10 protein-coding genes and 1 pseudogene are annotated in these 17,303 nt (G+C 71.7%); 10 read left to right on the plus strand and 1 reads right to left on the minus strand.

Annotated features, from left to right (window positions below):
• Nucleotides 1-16: 16 nt before the first annotated feature.
• Entirely contained in the window at nt 17-2,860 is a 2,844-nt protein-coding gene (locus tag OG766_RS02840) for a LuxR family transcriptional regulator (protein WP_328724476.1), read from the minus strand.
• A gap of 211 nt (nt 2,861-3,071) precedes the next feature.
• Here OG766_RS02840 and OG766_RS02845 point away from each other — a divergent pair, with 211 nt between their 5' ends.
• From OG766_RS02845 to OG766_RS02890, 10 genes and pseudogenes are all read left to right on the plus strand, one after another.
• Nucleotides 3,072-4,271 (plus strand): epoxide hydrolase family protein, encoded by a 1,200-nt coding sequence (locus tag OG766_RS02845; protein WP_328724477.1) that lies wholly within the window; start codon nt 3,072-3,074, stop codon nt 4,269-4,271.
• A gap of 281 nt (nt 4,272-4,552) precedes the next feature.
• A complete protein-coding gene (locus OG766_RS02850; protein WP_266376726.1) occupies nt 4,553-5,608 on the plus strand; it encodes a LacI family DNA-binding transcriptional regulator in 1,056 nt (351 codons plus the stop codon).
• A gap of 132 nt (nt 5,609-5,740) precedes the next feature.
• On the plus strand, nt 5,741-6,985 hold the full coding sequence (locus OG766_RS02855; RefSeq protein WP_266376723.1) for an extracellular solute-binding protein: 1,245 nt from the start codon (nt 5,741-5,743) through the stop codon (nt 6,983-6,985).
• Nucleotides 6,986-6,989: 4 nt separating this feature from the next.
• Nucleotides 6,990-7,988 carry a carbohydrate ABC transporter permease gene (locus OG766_RS02860; protein WP_266376720.1) on the plus strand — a complete coding sequence of 333 codons (999 nt, stop codon included), beginning with the start codon at nt 6,990-6,992 and terminating at the stop codon, nt 7,986-7,988.
• Nucleotides 7,985-8,872, plus strand: coding sequence for a carbohydrate ABC transporter permease (locus OG766_RS02865; protein ID WP_423246998.1), 888 nt, complete (start codon nt 7,985-7,987; stop codon nt 8,870-8,872). The genes OG766_RS02860 and OG766_RS02865 overlap by 4 nt, the downstream gene beginning before the upstream one ends.
• Before the next feature lie 106 nt (nt 8,873-8,978).
• On the plus strand, nt 8,979-10,829 hold the full coding sequence (locus OG766_RS02870) for a GH39 family glycosyl hydrolase (protein WP_328724478.1): 1,851 nt from the start codon (nt 8,979-8,981) through the stop codon (nt 10,827-10,829).
• Nucleotides 10,830-10,939: 110 nt separating this feature from the next.
• A complete protein-coding gene (locus OG766_RS02875) occupies nt 10,940-12,328 on the plus strand; it encodes a glucoamylase family protein (protein WP_328724479.1) in 1,389 nt (462 codons plus the stop codon).
• Nucleotides 12,325-13,731 (plus strand): sulfatase family protein, encoded by a 1,407-nt coding sequence (locus tag OG766_RS02880; protein ID WP_328724480.1) that lies wholly within the window; start codon nt 12,325-12,327, stop codon nt 13,729-13,731. The genes OG766_RS02875 and OG766_RS02880 overlap by 4 nt, the downstream gene beginning before the upstream one ends.
• 182 nt (nt 13,732-13,913) lie before the next feature.
• Nucleotides 13,914-14,665 (plus strand): annotated as a pseudogene (locus tag OG766_RS02885) (formylglycine-generating enzyme family protein).
• 57 nt (nt 14,666-14,722) lie between these two features.
• Nucleotides 14,723-17,296: a beta-galactosidase gene (locus OG766_RS02890; protein WP_328724481.1), complete on the plus strand. Its 2,574-nt coding sequence runs from the start codon at nt 14,723-14,725 to the stop codon at nt 17,294-17,296.
• Nucleotides 17,297-17,303 lie beyond the last annotated feature (7 nt).

The raw sequence follows: 17,303 nt of genomic DNA on the forward strand, positions 1-17,303 counted from the left end.
CCACCGGCCTCTGGTGTCACCCCATCGGCGTCACCGGTCTCGGAGAAGACCGCACCGCACGAAGGTGTCTGCGAGAGCTGACTCCGAGCTTGGAGAACACATTGCCAAGGTGCCACTCCACGGTGCGCGGGCTGATGAACAGCTGGGCGGCGATCTCGGAGTTGGTGAGCCCGTCCCTGGCCAGCCGGGCGATCTGGGCCTCCTGGCCGGTGAGCTCGGCATCGGCTCCGGCCGTCCGGCTGCGTACGGTCCCACCGGTCGCCACCAGTTCCCTGCGGGCGCGCTCGGCGAAGCCGCCGGCTCCGAACCGGGTGAACGCCTCGTGGGCGGAGCGCAGTTGCGTACGGCTTTCCTGGCGGCGGTTACGGCGACGCAGCCACTCGCCGTACAGCAGACGGGCACGGGCGAGGTGGACGGCGATCCGGCACCGTCCGAGACGCTCGATCGCCTCCCCGTAGAGCGCGTCGGCGGCCTCGTCGTCGCTCAGCAGCGCGCGCGAGCAGGCCTCCGTGCCGCGGGACCATTCGGTTCCCCCGGCGCCCGTGCGTCGGGTGAGTGCGTCCAGTGCCGTCGCCGCGACTTCCTGCTGCCCACTGCGGACGGCCGCCTCGATCAGTTCGGCCAGCGCCCACCCGTGGAATCCCGGATCCTCGTACCGGCAGGCGCGCGTCGCGGCCGCCAGCGCGTCGTCGTAGCGGCCGAGGCCGTTGTACAGCACGGCGGTCGCGTACTCGGCGAGGCCGAGAGAGCGTCCCTCCCCCCGGGCGACCACCTCTTCGACGGTGCTTTCGATGAGGGCCAGCGCCTCGGACTCCTCCGCCCGCCAGGCGGCGAGCACGAGTGAGGTGTACATCATGGGTGCCCCACCCGTCGCCTCGGAGATCGCCGTCGCCTCGTCGATCAGAGCCGCCGCGGTGTCGAACTCGCCTGCGTGGACGTGGAAGCACGCCTGATAGGTCAGCGCCATCGGGAGGACGGCGAGCGCCCCCGCCTCGCGGGCGGTGCCGACCGCCCCGGCCGCCAGTTCGTACCACGCGTCGTCGTCCCACAGCTCCGGCGCGAGAGGTTCGGGTGTCACCCGGAATGCCAGCCACAGCCAGCGCCGGTCCGCGTCCCCGGCACCGGACTCCTGCGCCTGCGCCTGCGCCTGCGCCTGCGCCTGCGCCTGCGCCTGCCGGACGACGTTCAGGGCATGCTTGAGAGCGTCGACGCCGGCGGCAGGGCCGTCGATGATCAGGCCCACCGTGCTGTCCAGAAGCACGTCGACCATCCGCGGTGGATCCGGCGGCGGTGGTCCGGCCCGGGCCGCCTCGGCAACCTCCCGCTGCCCGGGGCCGTCACTCAGCCGGCCCGCGAAGATCGCCGCGCCGACCGCTTCCAGCAGGGTGTCGCGGGCCAGGGCGGCGTCGAGGGGTGCCAGCCGGTCTGCGGCGTCGAGGAGCAGGCGGGGTGCGTCGCCGCCGCGCAGCCGCGAGAACACCAGCCGGGCTCGAAGCCGCTCGAGCCGGGCGCGCTGCAGGTCGTCGAGCGGCCCGGCCTCCGCGGCAGCCAGCATGTTGTCGGCCTGAGCGGCCCCGCCCGCGTCGATCTCGGCCTGCGCGGCCGCCAGCGCACGGGTGACGCGCCGTGCGGGATCGGGTGTCAGTTCCGCCGCACGCCGCAGGAACGCGGCTGCCGCAGCGGCCCCTCCCCTGCCGTGGGCCCGGCCGGCCGAGCGTTCCAGGTCGACGGCGACGCTTTCGTCGGGCGCGGCGGCGGCGTGAGCGCGGTGCCACGCCCTGCGATCAGGGTCGAGGCGAGGATCGGTGGCTTCCGCCAGCGCCCGATGCGCCGCCCGGCGATCCGGCGCGGCCGCCCTCCCGTAGACGGCCGAGCGCACCAGAGAGTGGTGGAACCGCACCCCGGTACCGAACTCGACCAGCCCTGCGGCCTCGGCCGGTGCGGCGGCACCCGCCGGTATCCCCTGCAGACCGGCGGCACGCCACAACAGACACACGTCTCCGGTCGGCTCGGCAGCGGCGATCAGCAGAAGCCGTCGGCTGTCCTGCGGAAGTGAACGGAACTGCTGGTGAAGAGCGTTCTCGAGGCAGCTCGCCATGGAGCGACCCCCGGGAAGCCCGAATCCGCCCGCCAGCTCGGCGGGGGCGAGCCCACGTCGCACCCGCAGCAGGGCCATCGGGTTGCCGTGGGCCTCGGCGACGATCCGGTCCCGTACGAGCGGGTCCAGCGGCCCGCGGACGGCCGAAGCGAGCAGGGCACGCGCGTCGGGCTCGCCCAGACCCCCGACGAGCAGTTCCGGCAGGCCGGCCAGCTCATGGTCGTTGTCGAGGTCCCGCAGGGCGAAGATCAAAGCCACCGACTCGGCCACCAGCCGCCTGGCGACGAACGCCAGCACCTGCACCGACCCGTCGTCGAGCCACTGCGCGTCGTCGACGAGACAGACCAGCGGCCGGTCCTGTGCGGCGCCGGCCAGCAGACCGAGCACGGCCAGACCTACCAGGAACCGACTGGGCGGCTCGCCCTGCCGGCCCTCCCGCAGCCCGAACGCGACGGACAACGCGTCGCGCTGCGGTAGGGGCAGCTCGTCGAGCCGACCCAGCATGGGCGCGCAGAGCTGCTGAAGGCCCGCGTACGGAAGCTCCATCTCCGACTCGACGCCCGCGACGACGGCGGTGCGGAATCCCTCGGCCCGGCCGGCCGCGTGGTCCAGCAGCGCGGTCTTGCCCATCCCCGCCTCACCACGCAGGACGAGGACCGCGCTGCCGCCCTCCCGCGCCGTGGCCAGCACCCGCTCCAGCGCGGCCAGCTCCTGGCTCCGGCCCCGCAGTCCGATCGGATTCTCGATGGCGGGCACGCTCATGGGTCGATCTTCCTGGTCCCCCGCTGATGCGTCATCGTGATCTTATTCCCTTTCGCCCCCTTTGGCAGTTGCGCGGGCTCACGCCCGCCCCGGGTCCGACCACGGGACCAACCCCCGGGGTTTCCCCTGGGGCCACACACGCAGACCCGGTCCACCGTGGACGGACCGGCGGCACGAACACGTCGCCGCCCCCCAGCAAGGAGACCCTCACATGTCTGTCATTTCCGAGTCGACGGCGATCCGGCCGTTCACGTTCGAGTTCCCGGAGGAGGAGCTCGCGGACCTGCGTGCGCGCATCGAGGCGACGCGCTGGCCCGAGAAGGAGACCGTCTCGGACCAGTCGCAGGGCACGCAGCTCGCGACGATCCAGGAACTCGCGCGCTACTGGGCCGCCGAGTACGACTGGCGCAGGGTCGAGGCGAAGCTGAAGGCGCTGCCCCACTTCATCACCGAGATCGACGGTCTGGACATCCACTTCATCCACGTCCGCTCGAAGCATGAGAACGCTCTGCCGCTGATCGTCACCCACGGCTGGCCCGGCTCGGTCATCGAGCAGCTGAAGATCGTCGGACCACTCACCGACCCCACCGCCCACGGCGCGAGCGCGTCGGACGCCTTCCACCTGGTGATCCCGTCGATGCCCGGCTACGGGTTCTCGGGCAAGCCCACCACGACCGGCTGGGGCCCCGAGCGCATCGCACGCGCCTGGGGCGAGCTGATGAAGCGCCTGGGCTACACGAAGTACGCCGCGCAGGGAGGTGACTGGGGTGCGGTCGTCTCGGACATCATGGCCGTTCAGGAGCCCGAGGGCCTGGTCGGCATCCACACCAACATGCCCAAGGTGGTTCCGCCCGCCATCGAGGCGGCGATCGTGGCCGGCAACCCGCTTCCCTCCGACGTCGTCCTGTCCAACGACGAGGAGAAGGCGGCGGTCGAGCAGCTGGACTTCGTGTACCGGCACGTCTACTACGCCTACATCATGGGGTCGCGTCCGCAGTCGCTGACGGCATTGGCGGACTCTCCCGTCGGTCTCGCGGCCTTCATGCTCGACCACGACAGGGACAGCCTGGCCATGATCTCCCGGTCCTTCGCCGGACAGCAGGAGGGACTGACCCGTGACGACGTCCTCGACAACATCACGTTCTTCTGGCTGACGAACACGGCGGTCTCCGCGGCTCGCCTCTACGGGGAGAACACCAGCCCGTTCTTCGGCGCCAAGGGCGTCAGGCTCCCGGTCGCCGTGAGCGTCTTCCCCGACGAGATGTACCAGGCGCCCAGGAGCTGGGCCGAGCAGGCGTACCCGAACCTCGTCCACTACAACAAGCTCCCCAAGGGCGGGCACTTCGCGGCGTGGGAGCAGCCGGAGCTCCTCGTCGAGGAGGTCCGCACGGGCCTCCGGTCGCTTCGCTAGACGACGCCGACCGACCGGCGCAGATGCCGGGTCGCGCCGGGGCGGTCGAGTGGCTCATCCCGATGCCGCTCGGCCGCCCCGGGCCGCGCGGCCCGTCACCCTCGGGCGCTTCCGGGTGCCGGCACGTGCGTCGGCGGCGCGCCCCGCGAAGCGCCTCCCCGGCCGACCCTTGCCCCCTGCACCGGCCGACCTTAGGCTGAATGCGCTTTCAGCAGGTCGGCGGGTTCACGGGCCGGCCGGACGCGCGCGGGGCGCGGCAGAACGAGAGGCGAGGCGGCAGGATGAGCACTCCCACGGTGTACGACGTGGCGGAGCGGGCGGGGGTCTCCATCGCGACGGTGTCGCGCGTCTACCGCAGCCCCGATTCGGTGCGGGCGGCGACCCGCGACCGGGTCCTGTCCGTCGCGCGTGAGCTCGGCTACCTGCCGAGCGGCAGCGCGCGCGGGCTCGCCAGCCGCACCACCGGCGTACTCGGCCTGTGCTTCCCCGACATCCATGACACCGAGGCCGAGGACGCTCCGGACACCGAGGACGCGGAGCTGATCCTCTACTCCGACGAGGTCATCCGGGGCATGGAGCGCGCCGCCCGGCGTCACGGCTACGCGCTGCTGATCGCCGCCTCGCACGCGGACCGCGCGGGCGGGCAACTGGCCGAGGTCGCCGGGCGGGTGGACGGCCTGGCCGTGCTGGCGCAGACCGTGCCCGCCGAGGACCTCGAGGTCGTCGGGCGGCGGCTGCCCGTCGTACTGATCGCGGGCCAGCGCGACGACGACTACGACCACATCGAAGTGGCCAACTTCGACGGCCAGCTGGAGCTCACCCGGCATCTGATCGTCGACCACGGCCTGCGCCGCCTCGCCTTCGTCGGCGGCCCCCCGGACTCCCCGGACGGCGAGGCGCGCTTCCGCGGCTTCCAGGCGGCCCATCTGGAAGCCGGGCTGCCGTTGCCGGAGGCGCCCGACGTGCGGGGAGACCTGACGCAGGCCGCCGGCCGGAAGGCGGTCGAGGAGCTGCTCGACCGGGACGGGGCGCCGCCCCAGGGTCTGGTGCTCGCCAACGACCAGATGGCGGTGGGTGCGTTGCACGCTCTGGAGTCGCGCGGGGTCGGCGTCCCGGACGAGATCGCCGTGACCGGCTTCGACGGGATCGCGCTGAGTCGTCTGGTGCGTCCGACGCTGACGACCGTGCGGCAGCCGATGGGCCGCCTCGGCGAGGAGGCCGTCGAACTGCTCGTCTCCCGGCTCCAGGACCGCGGGCAGGCGACCGTGGCGCGCGTGCTTCCGGTGAAGGTGACCCGGCGGGCGAGCTGCGGCTGCGCCGGGGAACGGTCCCTCTAGCGAAGGCGGTTCTCGTGTTCCGGCGGGTTTACGGAAGCGTTACCTCCGCGCCTCTTGAGTCGCTCCGCCCCGTGCTGCAAGGTCATGTATGCGCTTACGGACAGCGCATACATGAACTCTTGGAGGAGCCGCATGACACGCACTGCCAAGTCCGTCAGCATCGCCGCCACGGTGGTGACGGCTCTCAGCCTGACCTCCTGCGGAGGCAGCGGCGGCGACCAGGCAGCGGCTGACGCCAAGCAGACGCTCACCGTGTGGGCGATGGGCGAGGAGGCCACCCGACTCCAGACCCTCGCCAAGGAGTTCACCGGGGAACACCCCAACATCACCGTCAAGGTGACCCCGGTCGGCTGGGACGTCGTCCACCAGAAGCTGGTGTCGGGCGCCGCTGCCGGGACGCTCCCGGACATGGCCCAGATGGGCTCCACCATGATGGGCGAGTTCATCGAACTCGACACCCTCGAACCGGTGGACGACAAGGCGTTCAAGAAGGACGACTTCTTCCCCGCCACCTGGGACGGGAACGTCGTGGACGGCAAGGCCTACGGCGTGCCGTGGTACGCGGACGCGCGGGCGCTCTACTACCGCACCGACCTCGCCGAGAAGGCGGGCTTCGACAAGGCTCCGGCCACGTGGAAGGACCTGCGCGACCTCGCCGCCGCGTACAAGAACAAGGGCGGGGCCGAGTGGGGCCTGGACCTCCAGCCCGGCAGCACCGGCGCCTGGCAGGGCTGGGTGCCGTTCCTCTACGCCACGGGCGGCGAACTGCTGGGCGAGGACGGCAAGCCCGCCCTGGACTCCCCGGAGACGGTCAGGGCGCTGGCCGAGTTCGGCCACTACTTCGACGCGGGTCTCGCCAAGAAGAACTTCGTTCCCGGTCACGACGTCCTCAAGGACTTCGCCGCGGACCGTGTGCCCATGTTCCAGTCCGGCCCGTGGATGGTCCAGAACATCGCGGAGCAGCAGCCGCAGCTGGACGGCAAGTGGAAGGTCGCGCCGCTGCCGGCGGACAAGTCCTCCACCTCCTGGGTCGGCGGCTCCTCGCTGGTGACCTTCAAGGACAGCGAGCACAAGGCCGCGGCGCAGGAGTTCACCACGTTCCTCACCACGGCGAAGACGCAGGCCAAGTGGTACGAGATATCCAAGACGCTGCCCGCCAACAAGGCCGCGTGGGACGAGCCCGCGCTGAAGGCCGGCGGCGAGTCCCTGGCCGTCTTCAGGAAGTCGCTGGACACGGCCAAGGAGATCCCGCCGATGGCGACGTGGAACGAGTTCTCCGTGCAGATCGAGGACGCCCTGGAGAAGGTCGCTCGGGGCGCCGACCCGGCCGCCACGGCGAAGAAGCTCCAGCAGTCCACCGAGGGCCTGGTGGGCTGAGCACATGAGCACCACCGCCGCCAAGGCCGCCGCCGAGGACCGGGGCGGGAACGGGCCCGGGGCAGCAGCAGAGCCCACGGCGGGCAGGGAGGTCCCGGAGGCGCCCCGGCGCCGCCGGGACCGGCTCTCGACCCAGAATGTCGCCGGCTGGTTCTACTCCGCGCCGTTCCTGTCGCTCTTCCTCACCTTCATGGCGCTGCCCATCGTCGCCACGCTGGTGATGAGCTTCACCGACTTCGGCCTCCGCAACGTCACGGACCCGTTCTCGGCCGAGTTCGTCGGCCTGGAGAACTACGCGAAGCTCGTCGAGGACGAGAAGTTCGTCCGGTCGCTGCTCAACACCGGCTACTTCGTGGTGCTCGGCGTGCCGCTGACCATCGGCAGCGGGCTGGTGGCGGCGGTGCTGCTCAACTCCGGGATCGACCGGATGCGTACGTTCTTCCGCGTGGGGTTCTACGCGCCCGTGGTCACGGCCATCGTCGCGGTCGCCGTCATCTGGCGCTTCGTGCTCGACCCGTCGGAAGGCCTGATCGCGGGACTCGCCGGCCAGATCGGACTGGACAGCCCGGACTTCCTGGCCTCCGAGACCCTTGCCATGCCCTCGCTCATCGCGATGGCGGTCTGGCGCAACATGGGCACCGCGATGGTGCTCTTCCTCGCCGGGTTGCAGGCCATTCCCTCCGAGGTGCGGGAGGCGGCGAGGATCGACGGCGCCGGGATCGTCCAGGAGTTCCGCACGATCACGGTGCCGCTGCTGCGGCCCACCATGCTCTATGTCGCGGTGATGACCACCATCGGCTTCCTCAACGTCTTCGAGGAGCCGTTCGTGATGACCGACGGCGGCCCGTCGGACAGCACGCTCACGGTCTCCCTGCACATGTACCGGGAGGGCTTCGACTTCTTCCACATGGGTTACGCCGGCGCCATGGCGTACGTCCTGTTCGTGATCGTCCTGGCCGTCACGCTGCTCCAGCTCCGCCTGCTGAAGGACAAGACCCGATGAGCGCCACCGAGACCCGAGCGAAGACCGCACCCGTCGCCCGTCCGGCGCCGCCCGCCCGCGGTGCCCGTGGCCGCAGGGCCCTCACGTACGTCCTGCTGGGCGTCGGCATGGCGGCCATGGTCGCGCCGTTCCTGTGGATGGGGCTGTCGGCCTTCAAGACGCAGCGGGAGCTGGGCGCCAGCCCGCCGGTGTGGATCCCGACCGAATGGACGCTCCGCAACTTCCGTGAGCTGCTCGGGCTGATGGACGTTCCGCAGGCGTTCTTCAACTCCTCGCTGGTCGCCGTCTTCGTCACGGTGTGCAATCTGCTGTTCTGCTCGATGCTGGGCTATGCCCTGGCCAAGCTGAACTTCATCGGCCGCAGGCCCGTGTTCGCCGTGGTGCTGGGCGCGCTGATGGTGCCGGGCAACCTCCTGCTGCTCCCCCAGTTCGTGATGATGAGCAAGCTGGGGCTGCTCGACACCTATGCGGCGCTGATCCTGCCGTTCGCGGCCGGGGCGTTCGGGGTCTTCCTGATGCGGCAGTTCATGATGGCCATCCCGGACGAGCTCCTGGAGGCGGCCCGCATCGACGGCGCCCGCGAGTGGTTCATCTTCTGGCGGATCGTGCTGCCGTTGGTCAAGCCCGCGCTGGCGACCCTCGCGATCTTCGTGTTCCTCGGCTCCTGGAACAACTTCCTGTGGCCGCTCGTCGCCACCAACGATCCGGACCACTACACCCTTCCGGTCGCCCTGGCCACCTTCGCCACCGACCCGACGAAGGCCGACGGCTCCAACGGTGTGCTGATGGCGGGCGCCTTCCTCGTGGTGCTGCCGGTGCTGCTGGTCTTCGTCGTCCTGCAGCGGCACTTCACGCAGGGCATCGCCACCGCCGGGCTGAAGTAGCCCACCGCTCCCCGCCCCGGGGACCGCGCCCACGGGCCGGTCTCCGGGCGCACGGCGGGGAGTCCGCACGCCTGTCATGTATGCGCATCCATGCGAAAGGCGGACCATGACCCACACGCACGGTGACCGTCCCGACGGGGACCTGCGCCCCGGCCCGACCGGCGACGGACCGCCGCCCGGCACCACCGCGCTGCCCGCGCCCCGCGGGCTGCGCTCCGAGGACGGCACCGGCCATGTGCTGCTCGACTGGGAGCCGGTGGAGGGCGCGCTGGGCTATCTCGTCCACCGTTCGCACTCCGCCGACGGTCCCTTCGTACCGCTGGACCACCGGGGCGGCGACGTCCTGGCCGTGCCCCACCCGCCGTACGCCGACACCCAGGTGGAGGCCGGCCACGGCTACTGGTACACGGTCGCCTCCTGGAGCGACGCCGGCCCCGGCCAGCTCGCACCCGCCGCCGTCCGGGGCTGCGCGAGGGCGAGGGGCATCGGCCCCGGGGAGGTGACCGTCTCGGTCGACGCCGCCGCCGCGCCCTCGGAACTCCCCGGTGTCTGGAACCGGATGATCGGCGCCGAGCACTTCTCGCTCCTGGTCGGTGACGAGGCGGGACCGGGCGGCGCGGACATCGCCGCGGAGTACGCCGAGGCGCTCGGCATCGTGCGCGACGAGATCGGCGTCCGCACCGTCCGCGCCCACGGCACCTTCCTGCCCGAGAACGTCTCCGTCCGCGACGACGGCTCCTTCGACTTCACCGGTCTCGACGAGGTCTACGACCGCCTCCTCGCCACCGGCCTCAAGCCGGTCGTCGAACTCTCCTTCATGCCCGGGGAACTGGCCGCCGACCCGCAGGCCACCGTGTTCCACTACCGGGGCGTCATCTCCGTGCCCGCCGACTGGGACCGCTGGGGCGACCTGTGCCGCGAGCTGACCGTGCACCTGCGGGAGCGCTACGGCGCCGACGAGGTCGCGGGCTGGGAGTTCGAGGTCTGGAACGAGGCCAATCTCGACGTCTTCTGGACCGGGACGCAGGCCGACTACCACCGGCTGTACGAGGTCGCCGTCCGCGCCGTCAAGGGCGTCGACGCGCGGATCCGCGTCGGCGGCCCCGGATCGGCCGCGGCCCAGTGGGTCGACGCGCTGCTGGAGTTCTGCCGGGAGCACGAGGTCCCGGTCGACTTCGTCTCCACCCACACCTACGGCAACGCGCCCCTGGACTTCCGCCCGCGGACCCGTTCCTTCGCGCAGGTCACGAGCCGGCCGGAGCCGGAGATCCTGTGGACGGAGTGGGGCGTCACACCGACCCACTTCCACCGGGTGAACGACTCCGTCTTCGCGGCGCCCTTCGTGCTGCGCGGCATGAAGTCGGCGCTCGCGTCCACCGACGCCCTCGCCCACTGGGTCGCGAGCGACCACTTCGAGGAGCAGGGCCGGCCGCCGAAGCTGTTCCACGGCGGCTTCGGCCTGCTGACGGTGGGCAATCTGAGCAAGCCCCGCTTCTGGGCACTGTTCCTGCTCTCCCGGCTCGCCGGCGGCCGTGTCCCCGCCCATGTCACGGGCGACGGTGCCGAGGCACTGGTCGAGGCGCTCGCGACGCGTGCGGAAGACGCGTCGGTCCTCGACGTACTGGTGTGGAACGGCACCCTCGACCAGACCAAGACCGACGGTTCGGCAGCGCTCGACCGCACGGCGGTGGTGCGGGTGACCGGCCTGGCGGCGGGCGCGTCGTACGACGTCTCGATGTGCCGGGTCGACGAGGCCCACTCCAGCATCCGGTCCGTCTGGAACGACCTGGGCGGCGGCGACTGGCCCGACGAGCAGCAGTGGGCGAAGCTCCGCGCGGCGGACCGGCTGTCGGAGCGATCCCTGCCCCGGATGACCGCGGACGCGGACGGGACGGTGACCCTCACGGTCGACCTCCCGATGCCGGGCATCCGGGCCCTGCGGCTGACGCGGAGCTGACGCCGGCGCCGCCGGCCGGCGGGCACACACCGGCACGCCACCACACCGCCCCCTCGAACGAAACCGGCAAGTCTCCCCCGCAGGACCGCCCTTCGAAGGAGTTGGACCGTATGAAGCGCCGTACCTTCCTGGCCGCCGGAGCGGGCGCCACCGCCACGCTCGCCCTCACCGGAACCGCCGCCGCGGCGGGCCGGGACGGCGACGCGCTGCTGCGCCGCTGGTTCCGGGACACCTACCGCTCGATCGAGGCGATGACCACCGACCTGGGCCTCGCCGCCGACAAGATCGATGTCACCGCCGCCGACCCGGTGCCGTCCGTCAACACGTCGCCGACCAATATCGCCTGCGGGCTGTGGACGACCGTCGCGGCGGCCGGGCTCGGGGTCATCGACAGCGGGAGCATGCACCGCAGGCTCGCGCGGACCGTCTCGGCCGTCGAGAGGCTGGAGCGCGCGCACGGCTTCTGGTTCAACTGGTACGACGCCCACACCGGCGAGGTCCTCACGGCGTGGCCGGGCACCGGAGACCCGGTACGGCCGTTCCTCTCGTCCGTGGACAACGCCTGGCTGGTCACCGGCCTGCTGATCGCCGCGGACGCCGACCCGGCACTGCGCCCGCGCGTCGCGCGGCTGCTCGCCGACGCCGACTGGGGGTTCTTCTACACGCCGTACGACGCCGACGACCCGGCGGCCAACCCCGGTCAGCTGCGCGGCGGCCACTGGACGGACGACAACACCTTCACCTCGCACTGGTACGGCGCGCTCAACACCGAGCCGCGCATGGCGAGCTACCTCGGGATCGCCGACGGCTCCCTCCCGGCCGAGCACTACTGGCACACCTTCCGCACCATGCTCCCCGAGTGGGAGCAGGAGCAGGCGCCGGAGGGCGCGTGGGTCACCGTCGACGGCGTGCGGCTGTGGCGGGGCCACTACACGTACCGGGGGCGCAAACTGGTCCCCTCCTGGGGCGGTTCGATGTTCGAGGCACTGATGGTGCCGCTCTTCGTTCCCGAGACGTCGTGGTCGCCGGGCGCATGGGGCCTGAACCACCGGCGGCACGTCCGCAGCCAGATCGAGCACGGGCTGGTGGAGGAGGACTACGGCTACTGGGGCTTCTCCCCCGCCAACATTCCGCAGGGCGGCTACAGCGAGTACGGCGTGGACGCGATCGGCATGGCGGTCGACGGCTACACCTCGAAGGGCGTCGTCACCCCGCACGCCTCCTTCCTCGCGATGCCCTTCGCACGGGACGAGGCCGTCGCCAATCTGCTGAGGATCGCCCGGGACTTCGGCGCGTACGAGGACGGGCTCGGTTTCCGTGACTCGGTCGACGTCCGCACCGGCACGGTCAGCGACTTCATGCTCGCGCTCGACCAGGGCATGGTCGCCGCGGCGCTGGCCCAGGTGCTCAGGCCCGGGCTGCTGCAACGCCCCTTCCACACGGGCGGTTTCGCGCGGCGCGTCCGGCCGCTGCTGGCGAAGGAGGACTTCGCCATATGACCCGCCCGAACATCGTGCTGATGATGACCGACGACCACGCGGTCCCGGCCATCGGCGCGTACGGCAGCGCCATCAACCGGACCCCGGCGGTGGACCGTCTCGCCGACGAGGGCATGCGGTTCGACAACGCGTTCTGCACCAACTCGATCTGCTCGCCGGCCCGTGCGACGCTGCTCACCGGTACGTACAGCCATGTGCACGGGATGACGACCCTTGAGCAGCCCGGGCAGAAGTTCGACGCGAGCCAGCCGTCCTTTCCCGAAATGCTCCGGGCCGCCGGCTATCAGACCGCGATCATCGGCAAGTGGCATCTGGGCCACGGCGGTTCGAGCGACCCACGCGGCTTCGACCACTGGGAGGTCCTGCCGGAGCACGGGGTGTACCACGACCCGGTGTTCCTGACCGCCGACGGTGAGCGGCGGTACGCGGGTCATGTCACCGACATCATCACCGATCTGGCGCTGGGCTGGCTGGACGGGCGGGATCCGGACCGGCCGTTCGCGCTGCTGATCCAGCACAAGGCCCCGCACCGCGCCTTCGAGCCGGCCGAACGCCACCGGCATCTGTACGAGCACGACGACATCCCGGCGCCGGCCACCCTGCACGACGACTACGCCAATCGGGCCCCCGCGGCCGTCGAGGCCCGGATGCGGATGTCCGACCTCCAGCCGTACGACCTCAAGGCTCCGGTGCCCCAGTGCCTTTCCGAGCGTGCCGAACGCGAGTGGCGCTACCAGCGGTACATCAAGGAGTACCTGCGGGTCATCGCCGGGCTCGACGAGAACGTCGGCCGGGTCCTGCACTATCTCGACATCAGCGGCCTGACCGATCGCACGGCCGTGGCCTACACCTCGGATCACGGCTTCTACCTGGGCGAACACGGCTGGTTCGACAAGCGCTTCATGTACGAGCCCTCGCTGCGCATCCCGTTGGTCGTGCGCTGGCCCGGGGTCGTCCCGGCCGGGACGTCGTGCGACGAACTGGTGGTCAACGTCGACTTCGCCCAGACGCTCCTCGACATGGCCGGACTGCCCGCGCACGAGCGGATGCAGGGCAGCAGCCTGCTGCCGCTGCTGCGCGGCGAGCGGCCCGGGGACTGGCGGGACTCGGTCTACTACCGCTACTTCGAGCACCTGGACGTGTGTCACCACGTCCAGGCCAGCTACGGGATCCGCACCCGCACCCACAAGCTGATCCACTACCCCGGGCACGGCTCGGGGCAGGTGGGCGCGTCGGCGGAGACCCGTGAGCCGGAGTGGGAGCTGTTCGACCTGGAGCGCGACCCGGACGAGCTGCACAACCGCTACGACGACCCGGAGTACGTGCCGGTCGTCAGGGACCTCACCGAGCGGCTGACGGTGCTTCAGCTCCGGTACCGGGACACGCCCGAGCACGTCCGATGAGCACCGAGGGAAGGGCGTGCTGCGCCCCTCCGCGCGGCCCGCAGCCCGGGGCACCGGCGTCACCGACGTCACCGACGTCACCGACGTCACCGACGTCACCGACGATGCGTACCACCCGTCGCTCGTCCGTCGCTCCCCCACCGGTCGGCGGCTGGTGCGAGCTGGCGGGCGGCACGTTTCTCATGGGATGCGACAGCGGCCCGTACCCGCAGGACGGGGAGGGACCGGTGCGCGAGGTCGCACTCGAACCCTTCGCGATGGCCGCAACGGCCGTCACGAACGCGGAGTTCGCCGCGTTCACCGACGCGACCGGCCACGTCACCGACGCCGAGCGCTTCGGCTGGTCGTTCGTCTTCGCGGGCTTCCTTCCGGACGACTTCCCGCCGACCCGCGCCGCGGCGGCCACCCCCTGGTGGCGGCAGGTGTTCGGGGCGGACTGGCGGCATCCGGAGGGCCCGCCGACGGGACCGGCCGGGCGCTGGGACCACCCGGTGGTGCACGTCTCGCACGCCGACGCGCTCGCCTACTGCGCATGGGCGGATGCGCGGCTGCCCACCGAGGCGGAGTGGGAGTACGCCGCCCGGGGCGGGCTGACGGGCAAGCCGTACCCGTGGGGGGACGAGCGGGATCCGGGCGGCGCGTACGGATGAACATCTGGCGGGGCGACTTCCCCCACCGGAACACCGCCGCCGACGGCTACGCGGGGACCTGCCCGGCGGACGCCTTCCCGCCCAACGGGCACGGGCTGTTCAACATGACGGGCAACGTCTGGGAGTGGTGCGCGGACCGGTTCCTCCCTGGAGGGTCCCGGGTGCTGCGCGGTGGCTCCCACCTGTGCCACGACTCGTACTGCTTCCGCTACCGGACGTCCGCCCGCATGGGCAACACGCCGGACAGTTCCAGCGGCAACACGGGCTTCCGCTGCGCGCGTTGAGCCCCTGGCCCACCCAGGGTCCGTCCGGCCCTGGACCACCTCACCCCTTGGAGCGCCATGACCCGGCAGACCAGGCAGACCAGGCAGACAGGGAACGCCGCACCACGCCGCAGGACCGTCCTCGGAGGACTGGGTGCGGCCGGGGCCACCGTCGCGGCAGGCGGGCTCGGTGCCGCCGGCCCGGCCGCGCCGGCCTCCCCGGGCCCCGGCCGGGCCGCGCCCCGCCCGGGGGACGCCGCGTCGGTCACGTACCGGGACAAGCAACTGCTGATCGACGGCGAGCCGGCCGTCGTCCTGGCCGGCGAGATCCACTACTTCCGGCTGAAGCGCGCCGACTGGCAGTCACGGCTGGACAGGGCCAAGGACGCCGGTCTCAACACCATCGCCACGTACATCCCGTGGATGTGGCACGAGACGCCGGACGGCACCATCGATGTCACCGGCGGCACGCGGCCCGAGCGCGACCTGGGCGCCTTCCTGGATCTCTGCCTGGAGAACGGCTTCCATGTCATCGCCAGGCCGGGCCCGTTCACGATGGCCGAGCTCAAGGGCGAAGGTGTGCCGGAGCGGGTACGCGCCGACCATCCGGAGATCGTGCCGACCGGCTGGGACGGCGCCGAGGCCTCGACACCGACCGTCGACTATCTGGCGCCCGCCTTCCTCGGCGAGGTCCGGCGCTGGTACGCGGCGGTGATGCCGGTCATCGCCCGGCGGCTGCACCGGGAGGGCCGGCCCGGCGTGATCGCCTGCCAGCTGGACAACGAGATCGGGATGCTGGCCTGGGTCAGCAACTCCCCCGATCTCACCGGGCATCTGCTCGAGGACTTCAACGGCTGGCTGGAAAGGACCTACGGGGACGGCCTCGCCGCCCGCTACCCCTTCGCCGGCCGGCCCGCCGCCGAGCGGAACGCGGCCATACGCTCCCCCGAGGACGGTTACGCGCCCGCGCTCATGCACGACCTGGGCACGTTCATGCGCGGCCGGTTCGCCCGCTACGTCACCCAACTCAGGACGTACGCCGAGGCGGGCGGAGTCCGCGGCGTTCCCTTCCTCGTCAACATCCACGGAACCGGGGGCGGCAGCGCCGAGAACTTCCCCATCGGCATCAGCCAGCTGATGGAGACCTACTCCGGACGGTCCGGCATGCTCTCGGGCTCCGACTTCTACCTCGGCGATCTCACACTGCGCAATGTCACCGATCTCTATCTGGTCAACGCCTTCATGGACGCCGTGCACGACGACGACCAGCCGCTGACGTCACTGGAGTTCGACGCCGGGCACGCCGACTACGGCGACGACCTCAGCGACCAGACCGACGGTGAGGCCGTCGGTCTGAAGACCCGGCTGTGCCTCGCCCAGGGCGCCAAGCTGATCAACTACTACCTGTTCGCGGGCGGCTTCAACCCGAAGCTCGACGAGCCGCCGGGCGACGGGAACGACCGCATCGGCATCACGGGAGAACGCCACGGTTTCGCCGCCCCGGTGGACCCCGAGGGCAGGCCGGGGGTCAGCTACGAGCCGACGAAGCGCACCGCCCACGCCGTGAACGGCCTGGCCGCGGCCCTGGCCCCGATGAAGGCCGAGTACGACGACGTGGCGCTGGCGTTCGTGCCGGACCACTACCTCACCGAGTACCACCCGCCGAAGAGCGACGCCGTCAAGGCCGTGCTCGACGATGTGCAGGGCACCCGCGGCTTCGGTCCACGCGACGCCCTGGCCCGCGCGATGCTGCTCGGCGGCTTCCGGTACCGCGGTGTCGACCTCCAGGCCGGGGACGTCGATCCGGCGAAGGTCCCGGTGCTCGCGCTGGCCACCGGGGAGCACCTGGGCGCCGAGCTGCAGAAGCGCCTGGTGCGCTATCTGGAGGCGGGCGGCAGGCTGCTGCTGTCCGGCCGGGTGCCGGGCAAGGACATGGCGGGCCGGCCGTGCACGGTGCTGCGTGACGCCCTGGGCCTGAAGCCCGGCGACACGCTCACCGACGCCGATCGCTTCTGGCTCTCCGTGACCGCGCACGGCTGGGCCGCGCCGCGCGCCGAGATCCGGGTGCCGAAGGCCCAGTTGTGCACCCCGAGCCGCGGTACGACGGTGCTGCGCGAGGTGTCCACCGGCAAGGGCTGCGGGTTCGACATCCCGGTCGGCAAGGGCCGGGCGGTCGTGCTCACCGCGGCGTACCGCTGCGACCTCGGCTTCTGGCTCGGTGCCTTCCGGACCCTCGGCGCGGCTCCGGCGATCAGCCACAGCCCCACGGACCCGGGTGTCTTCCTCCTCACGACGAAGGACGGCAGCGGCGGCCGTCTGCTGCACGCCTTCAACGTCTCCTCCGGCTACGACCAGTCCTTCACGGTGGCGGAGCGGGGCAGGCCGCTGTTCGGTGGCGAGCGCGTACGGCTCGCGGGCCGGAGCGCGGCCATGCTGCCCCTGGGCCTCACCGCGGGCGGGCTGCGGATCGCGTACGCGACCGCCGAGATCACCGGCATCGCGGAGGACCGGGTCACGTTCCGTGCCCTCGGTGACGAGGCGGTCGTGGCCGTCGAGGGCCGGGCGCGCTGCGAGGGCGCCAGGTCCTCGTACGAGGGCGGGCGCACGGTGCTGCGGGTGCGCCGTGGGGAGTTCACGGTCCGCAAGGGCTGACCGGCGC

The sequence above is a fragment of the Streptomyces sp. NBC_00259 genome, assembly GCF_036181745.1.
Taxonomy (GTDB): domain Bacteria; phylum Actinomycetota; class Actinomycetes; order Streptomycetales; family Streptomycetaceae; genus Streptomyces; species Streptomyces pratisoli.

Coding starts and splice junctions, on each gene's coding strand:
- OG766_RS02840 (WP_328724476.1), bottom strand. CDS start 2,860: ATGAGCGTGCCCGCCATCGAGAATCCGATCGGACTGCGGGGCCGGAGC.
- OG766_RS02845 (WP_328724477.1), top strand. CDS start 3,072: ATGTCTGTCATTTCCGAGTCGACGGCGATCCGGCCGTTCACGTTCGAG.
- OG766_RS02850 (WP_266376726.1), top strand. CDS start 4,553: ATGAGCACTCCCACGGTGTACGACGTGGCGGAGCGGGCGGGGGTCTCC.
- OG766_RS02855 (WP_266376723.1), top strand. CDS start 5,741: ATGACACGCACTGCCAAGTCCGTCAGCATCGCCGCCACGGTGGTGACG.
- OG766_RS02860 (WP_266376720.1), top strand. CDS start 6,990: ATGAGCACCACCGCCGCCAAGGCCGCCGCCGAGGACCGGGGCGGGAAC.
- OG766_RS02865 (WP_423246998.1), top strand. CDS start 7,985: ATGAGCGCCACCGAGACCCGAGCGAAGACCGCACCCGTCGCCCGTCCG.
- OG766_RS02870 (WP_328724478.1), top strand. CDS start 8,979: ATGACCCACACGCACGGTGACCGTCCCGACGGGGACCTGCGCCCCGGC.
- OG766_RS02875 (WP_328724479.1), top strand. CDS start 10,940: ATGAAGCGCCGTACCTTCCTGGCCGCCGGAGCGGGCGCCACCGCCACG.
- OG766_RS02880 (WP_328724480.1), top strand. CDS start 12,325: ATGACCCGCCCGAACATCGTGCTGATGATGACCGACGACCACGCGGTC.
- OG766_RS02890 (WP_328724481.1), top strand. CDS start 14,723: ATGACCCGGCAGACCAGGCAGACCAGGCAGACAGGGAACGCCGCACCA.